Origin of the sequence: Myceligenerans xiligouense (assembly GCF_003814695.1) — a bacterium.
Classification (GTDB): Bacteria; Actinomycetota; Actinomycetes; order Actinomycetales; family Cellulomonadaceae; genus Myceligenerans; species Myceligenerans xiligouense.
The window spans coordinates 2,164,161-2,180,783 of record NZ_RKQZ01000001.1; the positions used below are offsets into that span (position 1 = coordinate 2,164,161).

The 16,623-nt window shown below is 73.2% G+C and carries 15 protein-coding genes; 9 read left to right on the forward strand and 6 right to left on the reverse strand.

Annotation, left to right across the window (positions count from 1 at the left end; genetic code table 11):
* Positions 1–86: 86 nt before the first annotated feature.
* From pgl to tkt, 5 genes are read right to left on the reverse strand one after another with little or no spacing between them, the layout of a single operon-like run.
* Positions 87–908: a 6-phosphogluconolactonase gene (pgl, locus tag EDD34_RS09275; protein WP_123814308.1), complete on the reverse strand. Its 822-nt coding sequence runs from the start codon at positions 906–908 to the stop codon at positions 87–89.
* Entirely contained in the window at positions 905–1,834 is a 930-nt protein-coding gene (locus EDD34_RS09280; RefSeq protein ID WP_123814309.1) for a glucose-6-phosphate dehydrogenase assembly protein OpcA, read from the reverse strand. The genes pgl and EDD34_RS09280 overlap by 4 nt, the downstream gene beginning before the upstream one ends.
* On the reverse strand, positions 1,831–3,387 hold the full coding sequence (zwf, locus tag EDD34_RS09285) for a glucose-6-phosphate dehydrogenase (RefSeq protein ID WP_123814310.1): 1,557 nt from the start codon (positions 3,385–3,387) through the stop codon (positions 1,831–1,833). The genes EDD34_RS09280 and zwf overlap by 4 nt, the downstream gene beginning before the upstream one ends.
* 48 nt (positions 3,388–3,435) lie before the next feature.
* Positions 3,436–4,545 (reverse strand): transaldolase, encoded by a 1,110-nt coding sequence (tal, locus tag EDD34_RS09290; protein ID WP_123814311.1) that lies wholly within the window; start codon positions 4,543–4,545, stop codon positions 3,436–3,438.
* 51 nt (positions 4,546–4,596) lie between these two features.
* Entirely contained in the window at positions 4,597–6,705 is a 2,109-nt protein-coding gene (gene tkt / locus EDD34_RS09295) for a transketolase (RefSeq protein ID WP_123814312.1), read from the reverse strand.
* A 477-nt stretch (positions 6,706–7,182) separates the two neighbouring features.
* On the opposite strand from tkt, the gene EDD34_RS09300 reads away from it, so the two are divergent.
* From EDD34_RS09300 to der, 9 genes are all read left to right on the forward strand, one after another.
* Entirely contained in the window at positions 7,183–8,064 is an 882-nt protein-coding gene (locus tag EDD34_RS09300; RefSeq protein WP_246012655.1) for a heme o synthase, read from the forward strand.
* Between the two features lie 88 nt (positions 8,065–8,152).
* Complete coding sequence (locus EDD34_RS09305; protein WP_425462350.1) at positions 8,153–9,028, forward strand: HpcH/HpaI aldolase/citrate lyase family protein; 876 nt, start codon at positions 8,153–8,155, stop codon at positions 9,026–9,028.
* 60 nt (positions 9,029–9,088) lie between these two features.
* Positions 9,089–10,030, forward strand: a complete 942-nt coding sequence (locus EDD34_RS09310; protein ID WP_246012273.1) for a site-specific tyrosine recombinase XerD — start codon at positions 9,089–9,091, stop codon at positions 10,028–10,030.
* A gap of 129 nt (positions 10,031–10,159) precedes the next feature.
* Positions 10,160–11,062 (forward strand): ParA family protein, encoded by a 903-nt coding sequence (locus tag EDD34_RS09315; protein WP_425462377.1) that lies wholly within the window; start codon positions 10,160–10,162, stop codon positions 11,060–11,062.
* On the forward strand, positions 11,046–12,044 hold the full coding sequence (locus EDD34_RS09320; RefSeq protein WP_123814315.1) for a segregation and condensation protein A: 999 nt from the start codon (positions 11,046–11,048) through the stop codon (positions 12,042–12,044). The genes EDD34_RS09315 and EDD34_RS09320 overlap by 17 nt, the downstream gene beginning before the upstream one ends.
* Entirely contained in the window at positions 12,041–12,691 is a 651-nt protein-coding gene (scpB, locus tag EDD34_RS09325) for an SMC-Scp complex subunit ScpB (RefSeq protein WP_123814316.1), read from the forward strand. The genes EDD34_RS09320 and scpB overlap by 4 nt, the downstream gene beginning before the upstream one ends.
* 91 nt (positions 12,692–12,782) lie before the next feature.
* Positions 12,783–13,682 carry a pseudouridine synthase gene (locus EDD34_RS09330; protein ID WP_123814317.1) on the forward strand — a complete coding sequence of 300 codons (900 nt, stop codon included), beginning with the start codon at positions 12,783–12,785 and terminating at the stop codon, positions 13,680–13,682.
* 29 nt (positions 13,683–13,711) lie between these two features.
* Positions 13,712–14,488, forward strand: a complete 777-nt coding sequence (cmk, locus tag EDD34_RS09335; protein WP_123816438.1) for a (d)CMP kinase — start codon at positions 13,712–13,714, stop codon at positions 14,486–14,488.
* Complete coding sequence (der, locus tag EDD34_RS09340) at positions 14,485–16,023, forward strand: ribosome biogenesis GTPase Der (protein WP_123814318.1); 1,539 nt, start codon at positions 14,485–14,487, stop codon at positions 16,021–16,023. The genes cmk and der overlap by 4 nt, the downstream gene beginning before the upstream one ends.
* Positions 16,024–16,033: 10 nt before the next feature.
* Here the strand turns inward: der and EDD34_RS09345 are convergent, their stop codons facing one another.
* Positions 16,034–16,600, reverse strand: coding sequence for a GNAT family N-acetyltransferase (locus tag EDD34_RS09345; RefSeq protein ID WP_123814319.1), 567 nt, complete (start codon positions 16,598–16,600; stop codon positions 16,034–16,036).
* Positions 16,601–16,623 lie beyond the last annotated feature (23 nt).

Consider the following 16,623-nt stretch of genomic DNA (forward strand, 5'->3'; position numbering starts at 1 on the left):
CAGCAGGAGGGCCGCGCGGGTGAGGTGATCACACCTCGTCCGCGCGGCCCTCCTGGCGTACGCCGCTGTTTCCGGATGGCCGTCGGCTACCGACCGGCCGCCGCGGCGTCGAGGAGCCACAGGGTGCGGGACCGCCCGACAGCCCCCGCGGCGGGGACGTCCGTCACCGCGCCGGGGACGCCGTTCGTCGCCGTGCCCAGGGCCGCCGCGGCCTGGGCCGCCTTCTCCGCACCCGCGGCGACGATCCAGACCTCGCGTGCCGCGCGGATGGCCTCGAACGTCAGCGAGACGCGCTCCGGCGGAGGCTTCGGCGAGTGGTGCACGCCCGCCGTGGCGCCGGTGGCCCCCAGCCCTTCGTGCCCCGGGAACAGCGAGGCGACGTGCCCGTCGGGCCCCATGCCCAGCAGCAGGACGTCGAACGCGGGCACGGCAGGAGCCACGCCGTCGCCGGCGAACCGCGCCAGCTCGGCCGCGTACGCCGCGGCGCCCTCCTCGGGTGAGCCGACGGCGGACGGACCCGGCATGGCGTGCACGTTCTCAACGGGCAGCCCCTGCTCGGCGACCAGTGCGTCGAGCAGCGCCTCGCGGGCCTGGGTCTCGTTGCGGTCCGGATCGCCGTCGGGCAGGAACCGCTCGTCGCCCCACCACAGGTGCACGCCGCTCCAGTCCACCGCCGTGACCAGCGGTGACACCGCCGCGCGGGCGAGCGTGCGGATGCCGACGGTGCCGCCCGTGAGCACGACGTGCACGGGGGAGCGCACCGACTGGACGTCGAGGATCCGCGTGAGCAGCCGTGCGGCCGCCGCCTCGGCCAGCACGCCGGCGTCGGGGTGCACGACGACGAGCCGCGCACCGGCGGCCACCCCGGGCCGCACCGAGCCCGCGATGGGTCCCGGGCCGTCGCTCATGCCGCGCCCTCCACCGTGACCAGGGGCAGGCCCTTGGTCAGGGTCTGCTCGTAGACCTCGTCGGGATCGAGGCGGCGCAGCTCCTCGATGAGGGCCTCGTTGAGCTTGCGGATCGGCAGCGAGATCCGCCGTTCCGGCTTGCCGGGCTGGGTGATCGTGACGACGCGGCCGTCGGGCCGGTCGAGCACGATGTCCCCGTCCTTGCGCTCCAGGACCACGCGGGTGATGGCCTCGGCGCCCGCGACGGGCACGATCGTGGCCGGCACGCCCAGCCGCTCGCCGAGCCACGCCGCGAGCAGGTGCAGCGACGTGTGCCGGGTCTCGCCCTCGACGCGCACTCCCCGGACGGACTCGAAGGGGGGCTGCTCGATGGCCGCCGCGATGAGCCCTCGCCACAGCGTCACGCGGGCCCAGGCCAGGTCGGTGTCGCCGGGTCGCGACACGCCCGGGAGCGTGTGCAGCATCGCGACCGGGTCCTCGACGGCGGTGGTGTCGGTGATCCGGCGGTGCGCCATGGCCCCGACCGGGTCGGCGGCCGGGTCGGCGGGCGCCTCACGCGGCCACCAGGTCACGATGGGGGCGTCGGGCAGGAGCAGCGGCATGACGAGGGTGTCGCCGCGCTCCAGGAGCGGGCCGGACGCCCGCAGCACGACGACCTCCGACGCGCCGGCGTCGCCACCCACGCGGATCTGGGCGTCCAGGCGGGCGGTGGTGGCGTCACCGGCGGGCGCCACCACGATGACCCGGCACGGGTGCTCGCGGCTGGCGTCGTTGGTGGTGGCCACCGCCTCCTCGACGTCCCGCTCGTCGGCGAGGACCACGAGGGTGAGCACCCGGCCGAGGGCGACCGCGCCGCCCTCGTCGCGGAGCCGGACGAGCCGCCGGTTGACCTCGTTGGCCGTGGTGTCGGGCATGTTGATGATCACGGTCGCCTCCAGGCCCGGCCGTCGCGGGCCAGCATCTCGTCCGCCGACGGCGGTCCCCACGTCCCGGACGCGTACTGCTCCGGCTGGCCCTGCTTCGCCCAGTAGGCGGTGATCGGGTCGAGCACCTTCCAGGAGAGCTCGACCTCCTGGTGCGTGGGGAACAGCGGCGGGTCTCCCAGCAGCACGTCGAGGATGAGGCGTTCGTACGCCTCCGGGGAGGACTCGGTGAACGAGTGCCCGTACCCGAAGTCCATCGTGACGTCGCGTACCTGCATCGCCGTGCCCGGCACCTTGGCGCCGAACCGCATCGTCACGCCCTCGTCGGGCTGCACGCGGATCACCAGGGCGTTGTTCCCCAGCTCCGAGGTGAGCGACGACTCGAACGGCAGGTGGGGCGCCTTCTTGAAGACCACCGCCACCTCGGTGACGCGGCGGCCCAGGCGCTTGCCGCTGCGCAGGTAGAACGGGACGCCCGCCCAGCGGCGGTTGTCCACGTCCACCTTGATCGCGGCGTACGTCTCGGTGGTGGAGTCCGGCGCGATGCCGTCCTCCTGGAGGAAGCCGTTGACCTCCTCGCCGCCCTGCCAGGCCGGCGCGTACTGCCCGCGCGCGGTGTGCCGGCCCAGCGACTTCGGCAGCCGCAGCGAGGAGAGCACCTTGATCTTCTCGGCGCGCAGCTCGGCCGCGTCGAACGTGACAGGCTCCTCCATGGCGACGAGCGCCAGGAGCTGCAGCAGGTGGTTCTGGATGACGTCGCGGGCGGCGCCGATCCCGTCGTAGTAGCCCGCGCGACCGCCGATGCCGATGTCCTCGGCCATGGTGATCTGCACGTGGTCCACGTAGTTCGCGTTCCAGATCGGCTCGAACATCTGGTTGGCGAACCGCAGCGCCAGGATGTTCTGGACGGTCTCCTTGCCCAGATAGTGGTCGATGCGGAACACCGAGTCCGGGGAGAACACCTCGGAGACGACGGCGTCCAGCTCGCGCGCGCTCGCCAGGTCGTGGCCGAACGGCTTCTCGATGACGACGCGCCGCCAGGCCTCGCCGTCGGACAGGTCCGTGTCGGGGGTCGACAGGCCGTGCTTCGACAGCTGCCGGCACACGAGCGGGAACGCGCTCGGCGGCACGGACAGGTAGAAGGCGTGGTTCCCGCCGGTGCCCCGCTCGGCGTCCAGCGTCTCGACGGTCTCACGCAGGCGGTGGAACGCGTCGTCGTCGTCGAACGAACCCTCGACGAACCGGATGCCCTCCGCGAGCTGGCGCCAGGTGGCCTCGCGGAACGGGGTGCGTGCGTGTTCCTTGACCGCGTCGTGCACGATCTGGGCGAAATCCTGGTCCGACCACTCACGGCGGGCGAAGCCCGTCAGCGCGAAGCCGGGCGGCAGCAGACCCCGGTTGGCGAGGTCGTACACGGCGGGCATGAGCTTCTTGCGTGACAGGTCGCCCGTGACCCCGAAGATGACCAGGCCGCACGGCCCCGCGATGCGGGGCAGACGGAGGTCGAGGGGGTCACGGAGCGGGTTGTGTTCGGCACTGATCCTTGCTGGTCGCAACGACGTCCTCCGAGATCTTTCGTGTGTGCGGCGGGTTTCGGCTCTGCGTCAGCCCGCGGTGTCGAGGCCGGCCTGGGTGGTGGCCAGCAGCTCGTCCCAGCTCTTCTCGAACTTCACCACGCCCTCGTCCTCCAGGAGCTGGGTGACGTCGGCCATGGAGATGCCGTGCGCCTCGATCGCGGCGATGGTCGCCGCCGCGGTCCCGGCGGTGCCGGTGACCGTGTCGGCGAGCACGATGCCGTGATCGGCGAACGCGTCGAGGGTCTTCTCCGGCATGGTGTTGACCACGCCGTCGACGACGAGCTCGTCCACGTACATGGTGTCGCGGTAGTCCGGGTTCTTCACGCCCGTGGACGCCCACAGGGGACGCTGCGGGCGGGCCCCCGCGGCCGCGAGGGCGGACCAGCGCTCACCGGCGAGGACCTCCTCGTAGGCCGCGTAGGCGAGGCGGGCGTTCGCGATGGCGGCGTGCCCGCGCAGGGCCAGCGCGTCCTCGGAGCCGACGGCCTCGAGACGCTTGTCGACCTCAGAGTCCACGCGGGAGACGAAGAACGACGCCACCGAGCCGATGGGGGCGAGGTCGTGCCCGTTCTCCCTCGCCGCCTCCAGGCCCGCCAGGAACGCGTCCATGACGGCCTTGTAGCGGTCGATGGAGAAGATCAGCGTCACGTTCACGCTGATGCCCTCGGCGAGCACGGCGGTGATGGCCGGCAGCCCTTCGAGCGTGGCCGGGATCTTGATCATGACGTTCGGCCGGCCGACCGTGGCCCACAGGCGCTTCGCGACCGCGATCGTGGCCTCGGTGTCGCGCGCCAGGCGCGGGTCCACCTCGATCGACACGCGGCCGTCGACGGTGCCCGAGCGGTCGTACACGCCGCGCAGCACGTCGGCCGCGGCGCGCACGTCGTCGGTGGTGATCCGCTCGACGGCGGCCTCGACGTCCGTCCCGGCGAGCTCGGCGAGCGCCGTGGCGTACGCGTCGCCCTGGGACAGGGCACCGGCGAAGATCGTCGGGTTCGTGGTGACGCCCACGACGTCCCTCGTCTTGATCAGCTCCGCGAGATTGCCCGTGTCCAGCCGCTCCCGCGACAGGTCGTCCAGCCAGATGGCCACGCCTGCCTCGGACAGCCGCTTGGTGGGGTTCGCCTGCTCACTCATGCCGTGCTCCTTTCTCGTGGATTCGCTCGGGTGCCGATCGGCCCGGGCGGCTCAGGCCCTCGCCGCGGCGATCGAGTCCGTCGCGGCCTGGGCCACGGCCTCGGCCGTGATGCCGTACTCCGTGAAGAGCTTCTGGTAGTCCGCCGAGGCGCCGTAGTGCTCGAGCGAGACGCTGCGACCGGCGTCGCCCACGAGCTCGCGCCAGCCCTGCGCGATACCGGCCTCGACCGACACGCGCGCCTTCACGGCGGCCGGGAGCACCTGCTCGCGGTACGCCTCGTCCTGCCTGGCGAACCACTCCACCGACGGCATCGACACGACGCGCGCCCGCACGCCGTCCGCGGCGAGGAGCTCGCGCGCCCGCACCGCGAGCTGCACCTCGGAGCCGGTGCCGATGAGGATCACGTCGGGGGTGCCCTCGGTGTCCAGCAGGGTGTAGCCGCCCTTGAGGGTGGCCTCGGCGCCGGCGAAACCGTCGGTGCCGCGCGGGAACGTCGGCACGTTCTGGCGGGTGAGCACGATGCCGGCCGGGTTCTGGGTGTTCTCCAGGATGCCGCGCCAGGCCCAGGCGGTCTCGTTGGCGTCGGCCGGGCGCACGATGTCGAGGTTCGGGATGGCGCGCAGCGCCGCGAGGTGCTCGACCGGCTGGTGGGTGGGGCCGTCCTCGCCGAGGCCGATCGAGTCGTGCGTCCACACGAACGTCGTCGGGATCTCCATGAGGGCCGACAGGCGGACCGACGCGCGCATGTAGTCCGCGAACTGGAGGAACGTGCCGCCGTAGGGGCGGGTCAGCCCGTGCAGCACGATGCCGTTGAGGATGGCGCCCATGCCGTGCTCGCGGATGCCGAAGTGCAGCGTGCGGCCGTACTGGTCGCCGGGGAACTTCTTCGTGGCGTGCTCGGGCGGGACGAACGACGAGGCGCCGTCCATCGTCGTGTTGTTGGAGCCGGCGAGGTCGGCGGAGCCGCCCCACAGCTCGGGCAGGACGTCCTTGAGCGCGGAGAGGACCTTGCCGGACGCCGCGCGGGTCGCCAGGCCCTTCTCGGTGTCCGCGCCGAACTCGGGCAGGGCGTCGGTCCAGCCCTCGGGGAGCTCGCGCTTGGTGAGGCGGTCCAGGAGGGCGGCGCCCTCGGAGTTGGCCGCACGCCAGGAGGTGTACGCCTCCTCCCACGCCTTGCGCTCCGCCGCCTGGTGGTCCGCGACCGCGCGAGTGTGCGCGAGCACCTCGGGGTCGATGTGGAACGACAGCTCGGGGTCGAGCCCGAGCTCCCGCTTGAGGCCCGCCAGCTCCTCGCCACCGAGCTTCGAGCCGTGGATGCCGCCGGTGCCCTGCTTGCCGGGCGACGGCCAGCCGATGATGGTGCGCAGCGCGATGATCGACGGCTTGCCGGTCTCCGCCTTGGCAGCCTCGAGAGCGGCCGCCAGGCCGTCCACGTCCTCGGCGTACCCGTCGGGCCCCGCGGTCCAGTCCACCTTCTGGGTGTGCCAGCCGTAGGCCGCGTAGCGCGCCAGGACGTCCTCCGTGAACGCGATGTCGGTGTCGTCCTCGATCGAGATCTTGTTGTCGTCCCAGATCACCACGAGGTTGCCGAGCTGCTGGTGTCCCGCGAGGGACGAGGCCTCGCTGGTGACACCCTCCTGGAGGTCGCCGTCGGAGGCGATGACGTACACGTGGTGGTCGAACGGGGACGTCCCCGGCGCGGCCTCCGGGTCGAGCAGGCCCCGCTCGCGGCGGGCCGCGAACGCCATGCCGACGGCCGAGGCCAGGCCCTGGCCGAGCGGGCCGGTGGTGATCTCCACGCCCTCCGTGTGGCGGTACTCCGGGTGGCCCGGCGTCTTGGAGCCCCAGGTACGCAGCGCGGCGATGTCCTCCATCTCCAGCCCGTAACCCGCCAGGAAGAGCTGGAGGTAGATCGTCAGGGAGGAGTGGCCGGCGCTCAGCACGAACCGGTCGCGGCCCACCCATGCCGGATCGGCCGGGTCATGCCGCATCGTCTTCTGGAACAGCAGGTAGGCGGCGGGAGCCAGCGAGATCGCGGTGCCGGGGTGCCCGTTGCCGACCTTCTCCACGGCATCGGCCGCGAGCGCCTTGATCGACGTCACCGCGCGCTGGTCGAGCTCCGACCAGTCGAGCGGGGACACGGTGGGGTCGAACGTCATCTCGAATCCTCTTCTCACCGCCGGCGGAGCCGCGCGGGTCGTACGTACGTGCGGCGGTGTCGTGACCGGCCGCCATGAATACCGACTCACCCTATAGCCGCACCCGGCACCCGCGCCGTGGTGTCCGCGCAGTGTTCACCGGGAGGTTCCCCAGGGTGCTCCTGTGGGCTGAACACGCGCGCGGTCGCTGTGCTTCCCGCGTTCGCGGCGGCGCGGCGAAGGTCACACGCCGGCCGCGTGGCAGGGGAGCGGGCGGTCCGGCGCACGGCGTACCATGAGCAGGCCCTGTCCGCCTCGTCCGAACGGATCGTCCATCTCGTGAGCAGGAACGCGTACACCGCATCGGCGTCGTCCGTCGATCGCGCGGCTGCCGCCACGGCCGGGGCGCCGTCGCCGGGCCACGCCCCGGAGGCCGGCGAGGCCGGGGACGTCCGCGAGGGCCTCGCCAACTACGACCGCCGTCCCGGCGGCCGGTTCCTGCGGCGGGCGGGCGCCTACGTCGCCCTGACCAAGCCGCGTGTGATCGAGCTGCTCCTGGTCACCACGATTCCCACGATGATCCTGGCGGAGCGCGGCTGGCCGTCGGTCGGGCTGATGCTCGCGACCCTGGCCGGCGGGGCGCTCGCGGCGGGGAGCGCGAACGCGTTCAACATGTGCCTGGACCGGGACATCGACAGGCTGATGAACCGGACCAAGCGCCGTCCTCTGGCGACGGGTGAGATCTCGCCGCGTGCGGGCCTGGTGTTCTCCTGGGTCCTGTGCGGGCTGGCGCTGGCCTGGTTCGCGCTGGTGGTGAACTTCGCGGCGGCGTGGCTGACGGCGGCGGCGATCGCGATCTACGTGGTGGGCTACACGATGATCCTCAAGCGCCGCACGCCGCAGAACATCGTGTGGGGCGGCATCGCGGGCTGCATGCCCGTGTTCATCGGCTGGGCGGCGGTGACGGGTGGCCTGAGCTGGTCCGCCCTCGCGCTGTTCGGTGTGATCTTCTTCTGGACCCCGCCGCACTACTGGCCGCTGTCGATCAAGTTCAAGCGGGACTATGCCGCCGCCGACGTGCCGATGCTGCCCGTCGTGTCGGACGACCGCCGCGTCGCGGCCGAGATGGTCGGCTACACGCTCGCCATGATCGCCTGCTCCCTGGTGCTGGTGCCGCTGGCCGACATGTCCTGGGTGTACACGGTGGTGGCCGCGGGCCTGGGCGCCTGGTTCCTGGCGTCCACGGTCCTCATGCTGCGCCGGGCCAAGCAGGGTGCCGCGGGCAAGACGCTCGGCGCGATGAAGGTCTTCCACGCGTCGATCACCTACCTGTCGGTGCTGTTCCTCGCGGTCGCCGTGGACGTGTTCCTGCCGTTCTGACGGGCAGGCCCGCCGACAACCCGGCGGGCGAGGTCTTGTGCCCGACGGTGTCCGCGCTCGTGGGGTCGTCGGGCATAGCATCGTCCCTGTGACCGTGACCGACTCCACAGACCTCACCGCCCGCCGCGCCGTCCGCGAGAAGACCCGCGTCGCACCCGACTACGCGCGCTCGTGGCTGCTGCTCTCCGCGATGCGGGCCGACGCGTTCGACGACGCCCAGCTCTCCCGCGCCGACCAGATCCTCCTCGACTGCGAGGACGCCATCGACGACAGCCTGAAGGACGAGGCGCGGACGCGCGTGATCGAGTGGCTGCACGGCGGCGGGACCGGCTGGGTCCGGATCAACGACCGCACGTCGCCCGCCTGGGCCGACGACGTCGCCCAGCTGCGCGACGTGGAGGGGCTCGCGGGCGTCATGCTCGCCAAGACCGAGTCGGCCGACGACGTTATCGACACCGCCCAGCGGCTCGGCGGCGAGGTCCCCGTCATCCCGCTGGTGGAGTCCGCGCTCGGCATCGAGGAGGCCGTGAACATCGCCCGCGCGCGTGGCACGTTCCGTCTCGCGTTCGGTTCGGGCGACTACCGGCGCGACACGGGTGCCGCGAACGAGCCCATCGCCATGGCGTACCCGCGCACCCGGCTCGTGCTCGCGAGCCGCATCGGCGGCCTGCCGGGCCCGGTGGACGGTCCCACCGTCGGGTCCGCCCACGCCTTGCTGCGCGAGCAGTCCGCCGACGCCGTCGCGCTCGGCATGACCGGGAAGCTCTGCCTCGACCTCGAGCAGCCCGCCGTCATCAACGAGTGCTTCAGCCCGTCCCCGTCCGACGTCGCCTGGGCCGTCGACTTCCTGGCCGAGTTCGAGGCCGCCGGCGGCGTCATCCGTGACGGATCCGACAAGCCCCGGCTGGCCCGGGCCCAGGTCATCCGCAGCCGGGCGGAGCTGTTCAACATCAACCCGTCGTGATCGGGTCACATCACGGCGTGCCGTCGTGGTGGGCGGGGCGGTCGGGGGCATGATGGGCCCGTGCCCAGCCTGACGGAGGTCGACGGTGCGCTCGGTGAGCCGCTCCGCGACTACCTCGCCCACCTCCGGGTCGAGCGCGGGCTGTCGGCCAACACCGTCGCCGCCTACGCCCGCGACCTCACCCGCTACGTCACCCATCTGACGGGGCGGGGCCGGGCCCGGCTCGGCGAGGTCACCGAGGCCGACGTCCTCGCCCACGTCGACGCGATCCGCCGGGGGAGCGACGGCGGTGCCGCGCTGTCGGCGTCGTCCACGGCCCGGGCCCTCGCCGCGGTCCGCGGCTGGCACCGGTTCGCGCACGCGGAGGGCCTGGCCGACGGCGACCCCACCACCGAGGTGCACGCGCCCACCAGGATGCGCCGGTTGCCGCACGCCCTGAGCGTGGACGACGTGGCACGCCTGCTGGACGCGGCCGGAGCGGGCGAGGGCCCGGTCCCGCTGCGCGACCGCGCACTGCTGGAGCTGCTGTACGCGACGGGCGGGCGGATCTCGGAGATCGTGGGCCTGGACGTGGACGACGTCGGCGAGGTGCCCGTCGTCCGCCTGCACGGCAAGGGCGGCAAGGAGCGCGTGGTGCCGGTCGGGTCGTTCGCCCGCGAGGCCGTCGAGGCGTACCTGGTGCGCGCCCGGCCGGACCTGGCGTCCGCGGCTCGCCTGCACGGCTCGCCCGCCCTGTTCCTCAACACACGCGGTGGGCGGATGTCGCGCCAGTCGGCCTGGGCCGCCCTGCAGGCCGCGGCCGGCCGTGCCGGGCTGGAGGGTGTCTCGCCGCACACGCTGCGGCACTCGTTCGCCACGCACCTGCTGGCCGGAGGCGCGGACGTGCGCGTGGTGCAGGAGCTGCTCGGCCACGCCTCGGTGACGACCACGCAGATCTACACCATGGTCACCCCGGACGCCCTCCGCGAGGTCTACGCCGCGAGCCACCCGCGGGCCCGCTGACCCCGCTGCCCACGCGGGAAGCACGGGGAATCTCGGGCGCGCCGGGGTTTCGGCGAGTTCAGGGCATGAGCCTGGTATAGCGTGACGGGCGTGAGCGAGGCACCCAGCCACAGGGAGGGAGCGGGCGAGATGACGGGCACGCTGGTCGACGCCGGTCCGGCCCCGGGCGAGCCGCCCCCGCCCGACGACGCCCCCCGGGACGTGGTGGGGCGGGTGATGCCGGTCTTCCCGGAACCCCCGCCGCTGACGAGCCACGGCCCGGCCCGCATCATCGCGATGTGCAACCAGAAGGGCGGCGTCGGCAAGACCACCACCACCATCAACCTGGGCGCCTGCCTGGCCGAGCACGGTCGCAGGGTGCTGCTGGTGGACTTCGACCCCCAGGGCGCGGCGTCCGTGGGGATCGGCGTCAACCCGCACGACCTCGACGTCACCATCTACAACGTGCTGATGGAGCGTGGCGTGCGCGTGGAGGACGCCCTGATCGAGTCGGGGATCGACGGCCTCGACGTGCTCCCGGCGAACATCGACCTGTCCGCGGCCGAGGTCCAGCTCGTGGGCGAGGTGGCGCGCGAGTCCGTGCTGTCCCGGGCGCTGCGCCCCGTCGTCGACGACTACGACGTGATCCTCATCGACTGCCAGCCGTCCCTCGGGCTGCTCACCGTCAACGCGCTGACCGCCGCCCACGGCGTGCTCATCCCGCTGGAGTGCGAGTTCTTCGCGCTGCGCGGTGTCGCGCTGCTGGTCGAGACCATCGAGAAGGTGCGGGACCGGCTGAACCCGGCCCTGGAGATCGACGGTATCCTGCCCACCATGTACGACTCGCGCACCCTCCACTCCCGGGAGGTCGTGGCCCGGGTGCACGAGGCCTTCGGCGACACGCTGCTGCACTCCGTGATCGGCCGCACCGTGAAGTTCCCCGACGCGACCGTGGCCGCCGAGCCGATCACCGCCTACGCGCCCGGCCACCCCGGCGCGTCCGCCTATCGCCAGCTCGCCCGGGAGCTCGTGGCCCGTGGCCACGCCGCCTGACGTCCTGGAGGCCCCCGGCGACATCCTGTCCGACGGCGATGCGGCCTCCAGCGACGATGCACTCCCCGAGCCGGACGGCCGCCAGGACGACGCCGCGCGCGGCGACGGCCCCGTCCCGAAGCGCTCCGCCGGCGGCTTCGAGGTCCACCTCGACAACTTCACCGGCCCGTTCGACCTGCTGCTGAGCCTCATCACCAAGCACGAGATGGACGTCACCGAGGTGGCGCTCGCGGCCGTGACCGACGAGTTCGTGGCGCACATCCGGGCCGCCGAGGAGGCGGCCCGGGAGGCCGCCGACCGCGGCGACGACCACCCGTCCTGGGACCTGGGCGTCGCCTCGGAGTTCCTGGTGGTCGCCGCGACCCTGCTCGACATCAAGGCCGCCCGCCTGCTGCCCGGCGTCGTCGAGGAGGACCTCGAGGACCTGGAGCTGCTGGAGGCGCGCGACCTGCTGTTCGCCCGGCTGCTCCAGTACCGCGCCTACAAGGAGATCTCGGCGCTGCTCGCCGAGCGGATGGCGACCGCGGCCCGTCGTGTGCCGCGTCTGGCGCCGCTGGAACCCCACCTCACGGCACTCCTGCCCGACCTCAGGTGGACCGTGGACGGGCAGCGGCTCGCGGCGCTGGCCGCGAAGGCCCTGCAGCCCAAGCCGCCGCCCGAGGTGTCCCTCACCCACCTGCACGCGCCGGCGGTGAGCGTGCGGGAGGAGGCGGGCACGATCGTGCGCCGCCTGCGGGCCGAACACGTGGTGACGTTCCGCGCGCTCACCGCGGGGGCCGAGCGGATCGTGGTCGTGGCCCGGTTCCTCGCGCTGCTGGAGCTTTTCCGGGACCGCCTGGTCAGCTTCGAGCAGGTGGCGTCGCTCGGCGAGCTCACGATCCGCTGGGCGGCCGGGCCGAGTGACGGAGCCACGTACCTCGACCCCGCCGCCGGCCCCAGCGAGTTCGACGAGGACGACATGCCGCAGGGAGAGACGACATGACCGAGGTGCGGGAGACGACCGAGACCACCACCGGGATCCCGGCCGGCACGGGCGAAGCCGTGCCCGAGGAACTGCCCCTCGTCGACGTCGAGGAACTCCCCGGCGGGGCGCGCGCGGCCCTGGAGGCCGTGCTCATGGTCGCCGACGCGCCCGTACCCGAGGAGCGGCTCGCCGCGACGCTCGGCCTGCCGTCCGTGCAGGTGCGGGACCTGCTGGAGGAGATCTCCGACGAGTACCGCGGCGAGCTCGGGGGCCGGCCGCGCGGGTTCGAGCTGCGCCGCGGCGCCGAGGGCTGGCGGATCTACTCCTCGACCGCGCACGGCGACGTCGTGGGCCGGTTCGTGCTCGACGGGCAGACCGCCAAGCTCAGCCAGGCCGCGCTGGAGACGCTCGCCGTGATCGCCTACCGGCAGCCGGTCACCCGAGGCCAGGTCAGCGCGGTGCGCGGGGTCAACGTCGACGGCGTGGTGCGGACGCTGCTCACCCGCGGCCTCATCGCCGAGATCGAGCAGGACCCGGCCACGGGTGCGGTCCTGTTCGGAACCACGGGATACTTCCTGGAGCGGATGGGCTACGACTCGCTCGACGAGCTGCCCCCGCTCGCCCCGCATCTCCCGGACCTGGACACGCTCGAAGGCCTGGACTGAGCCAGCCGCACGGGAGATGCCGGCCGGGCACCACCGCCGAACAGAGACCGGTCAGCAGGAGCGGTCACCGAGCACGTACACCGAAGGAACGATGAACCAGCACAGCCGCGGCGGGAGCCGCCGCAACAACCAGAACCGTGCCGCCGCCAACCGCGCCGGACAGGGGCGCTCGCAGGGCCGCCGCCAGCCGGGCGCCCAGGACCGGCCCGCAGCCGGCCGCCGTCGTCCCCCGGCCTCCGAGCCGCCGCGCGACGTGCACGTCGCGGACGGCGTCCGGCTGCAGAAGGTGCTCGCCCAGGCGGGCTTCGGCTCGCGGCGCGCGTGCGAGGAGCTGATCGACCGCGGGCACGTGGAGGTCGACGGCACGCTGGTGACCGAGCTCGGGGTGCGGGTCGACCCCGCCACCGCGGTCATCCACGTGGACGGTCTGCGCGTGCAGCTCGACCAGGACAAGGTCACGCTCGCGCTGCACAAGCCGCACGGCGTGGTGTCCACCATGCACGACCCGCAGGGCCGCCCGACCGTGGCCGAGCTGATCAGGAACCGCGAGGAGCGCCTGTTCCACGTCGGCCGCCTGGACGCGGACAGCGAAGGGCTGCTGCTGCTCACGAACGACGGCGAGCTGGCGAACCGGCTGTCGCACCCCCGGTACGAGATCCCGAAGACGTACGTGGTGACCGTCGAGGGCGGCCCGGTCTACCCGCGGATCGTCAAGGAGCTGACGCGCGGCGTCGAGCTCGACGACGGTCCGGCGCGCGTCGACTCGGTCAAGATCCTGCAGGAGGTCCCGGACGCGACGCTGCTCGAGGTGGTGCTGCACGAGGGCCGCAACCGGATCGTGCGGCGGATGTTCGAAGCGGTGGAGCGGCCGGTGGTACGGCTCGTGCGCACGCGGATCGGACCGATCCGGCTCGGGGACCTGAAGCCGGGGCGCACCCGCGTGCTGGGCCGGGTCGAGCTCGGGCAGCTGATGTCGGACGTGGAGATGTGACGGCCCGAGCCGAACGTCGCGAGGACCAGATGGAGCAGAAGGAGACCACCCCTGTGAGCACCCCCACCCCCGTTCCGGTCGTCATCGCCGTGGACGGTCCGTCCGGGTCGGGCAAGTCGAGCGTGTCGAAGGCCGTCGCCGCCCGGCTCGGCCTGGCGTACCTGGACACGGGCGCCATGTACCGGGCCGCGACCGTGTGGAGCACGCGCCGCGGCACCGACCTGTCCGACGTCGCGGCGGTGGCCGCGGACGTCGCCGCGATGCCCCTGGAGATGGGGGTGGACCCCGGCGCTCCGGGCGTGACGCTCGACGGGTGTGACGTCGCGCGGGAGATCCGGACGACGGCGGTCTCCGAGGCCGTCTCGACGGTGGCGACGAACCTCGACGTGCGGGCCGAGCTGAAGCGGCGACAGCGCGCGGCGATCGACGCCGAACGCGCCGGCGGCTTCTCCGGGGGGCGCGGGATCCTCGCGGAGGGCCGGGACATCACCACGGTGGTGGCGCCCGACGCGGACGTCCGGATCCTGCTGACCGCGAGCGAGGAGGCGCGGCTGCGGCGCCGCGCCCTGGACGTGCACGGGGCGGCCGACGCGACGGCCGTCGAGGCGACGAAGGACCAGGTGCTGCGGCGGGACCGGGACGACTCGACGGTCTCGCAGTTCGTGGTCGCGGCCGACGGCGTCGTGACGGTGGACTCCTCGGACCTGGACCTCGAACAGACCGTGGAGGCCGTGCTCGCGGTGGTCGCCGAGGTCACCGGTCTGCGGTCCGCGCCCGTTTCCACTCCTGAGAGAATGAGCGAATGACCGACGACCTGCGCCTGGCCGAACACCCGCACGAGGCCGGCGAGCCCGACGACGCCACCACGCCCGGCGTCGTCCCCGGTACTCCGGAGCTCACGGAGACCGAGGACGACGTCGCGCGCGAGCGCGCGCTGCGGGCCGGGCTCGAGGAGTTCGAGCTCGACGAGGAGGACGCGGCGCTCCTCGACACCGAGTGGGCCGACGAGGAGCCCGAACCGGAGGAGATCCTGCCGGTGCTGGCGGTGGTCGGCCGGCCGAACGTCGGCAAGTCCACGCTGGTGAACCGGATCCTGGGGCGGCGCGAGGCAGTGGTCGAGGACCAGCCCGGCGTCACGCGGGACCGCGTGTCGTACCCGGCGGAGTGGGCCGGGCGCCGGTTCACGCTCGTGGACACCGGCGGCTGGGAGGTCGACGTCGCCGGGATCGAGGAGAAGGTGGCGTCGCAGGCCGAGGTCGCGGTGTCGCTCGCCGACGCGGTCCTGTTCGTGGTGGACGCCCAGGTGGGCGCGACGTCGACGGACGAGCGCGTCGTCGAGATGCTGCGGCGGTCCGGCAAGCCGGTGGTGCTGTGCGCCAACAAGGTGGACGGCGCCGCGGGCGAGGCCGACGCGGCCTACCTGTGGGCGCTCGGGCTGGGGGAGCCGCACCCGGTGTCCGGCCTGCACGGGCGGGGCACGGGCGACCTGCTCGACGCCGCGATGGCCGCGCTGCCCGAGGTGTCGGAGCACGGCGAGGCGCGGCCGGCCGGCCCGCGGCGGGTGGCGCTCGTGGGGCGGCCCAACGTGGGCAAGTCGTCGCTGCTGAACAAGATCGCCCGCGAGGACCGCGTGGTGGTGCACGACATCGCCGGCACGACGCGCGACCCGGTCGACGAGCTCATCGAGATCAAGGGCGTGCCGTACTGGTTCGTGGACACCGCCGGCATCCGGCGCCGCCAGCATCTGACCAAGGGCGCCGACTTCTACGCCGGCCTGCGCACGGCGGCCGCGATCGACAAGGCGGAGGTAGCCGTCGTGCTGCTGGACGCCTCCGAGCCGCTCACCGAGCAGGACCAGCGGATCCTGTCGCAGGTGGTGGACTCCGGGCGGGCGCTGGTCCTGGCGTACAACAAGTGGGACCTCATGGACGAGGACCGTCGGCCGTTCCTGGAGCGGGAGATCGAGAAGGACCTCGGCCAGGTGGCCTGGGCGCCGCGCGTCAACGTGTCGGCGGCGACCGGCTGGCACACGGAGAAGCTGGTCCCCGCGCTGGAGCAGGCGCTGTCGAGCTGGGACATGCGCATCCCGACCGGCCGGCTGAACGCGTTCCTCGGCGAGCTCGTCGCCGCGCACCCGCACCCCCTGCGGGGCGGGAAGCAGCCCCGCATCCTGTTCGCCACGCAGGCCTCCACCCGCCCGCCGCGGTTCGTCATCTTCGCCACGGGGTTCGTGGAGGCGCAGTACCGCCGGTTCATCGAGCGCCGGCTGCGGGAGACGTTCGGCTTCGAGGGCACCCCGATCAACATCTCGGTCCGGGTCCGCGAGAAGCGCCGCCGCTGAGACCGGGGCGTCAGAGGCGCTTCTCCAGGACCTCGAACCTGAGGTCGTCCCGCTGGGGGACACCGAAGCGCTCGTCGCCGTAGGGGAACGGCTTGAGACGCCCCGTGCGGACGTAGCCGCGGCGGACGTACCAGGCGATCAGGTCCGCGCGGGCGTCGATGACGCTCATCCGCAGGAGCGCCTGACCCCACTCGTCGCGGACCACCCGCTCGGACTCGGCGAGCAGCGCCCGGCCGACGCCGCCACCCTGCCGGTCGGGCCGCACCGCGAACATCCCGAAGTACCCGGCGCCGTCCTCGACCGCGACGTGCGCGCACGCCAGCACGGACCCGCCCGCGGCGTCCCTCACGGTGTCGTCCACGACGAGCACCTTGCTGTGGGGGCGCGTGATGTCCGCGCGCAGGAGGGCGGGATCGATCCGGGCTCCGTCGAGCAGGTCGGCCTCGGTGGTCCACCCCGCGCGGCTGGCGTCGCCGCGGTAGGCGGCGGTCACGAGACCGACCAGGGGTTCGACGTCGGCCAGGGTGGCGGCCCGTACGGAGAGCGCGGGGCCGGTCTGCGGGCTCGTCTCGGTCACAAGGGACACGGTAACGGAGCGCC